1 protein-coding gene is annotated in these 433 nt (G+C 46.9%); it reads right to left on the bottom strand.

Features of this window, described 5'->3' with window-relative positions; translation table 11 throughout:
• Nucleotides 1-180 precede the first annotated feature (180 nt).
• A partial coding sequence (ruvX, locus tag ACTHUR_RS21565; protein WP_440400861.1) for a Holliday junction resolvase RuvX occupies nt 181-433 on the bottom strand: 253 nt, incomplete at its 5' end.

Below are 433 nucleotides of genomic sequence, written 5' to 3'. Positions count from 1 at the left end.
GTCCATGAGTGCCATGACTTTTTCCTTGTATTTGTGTCTAAAAAAGAGAACGGAGTGTAGCAAAATTTGCACTGAAAAAAATCAGACTTAACCAAACTAAACCTCTTTTATCTCAAAGCCGTAATAAAACCAAGGCCGTCTGAAATCAAGTTTCAGACGGCCTCTATAACGAACCATGTGCTATTCTTCGCGGCCATTGAAATACTCGGCCGCTCCGCCTTCAAAAAAGCCTTGCAAAATCGCCTGCGCCGCTACTTGGTCAAGCACGGATTTTTGTTTTCGGCCAAACACTTGGGCTTCAGCAAGCAGGCTTTCCGCGTATAGGGAAGACATCCTTTCGTCCACCCAATAAACCGGCAAATTAAAACGTCCGTGCAAACGGCGGCCAAACTTGCGGCTCAAACGGGTCAGCTCATGCTCCGTGCCATCGGTA

The sequence above is a fragment of the Neisseria sp. P0021.S007 genome (genome assembly GCF_051956855.1).
Note: the sequence above shows the minus strand (reverse complement) of the source record. Positions and strands in the feature narration are given on the sequence as shown.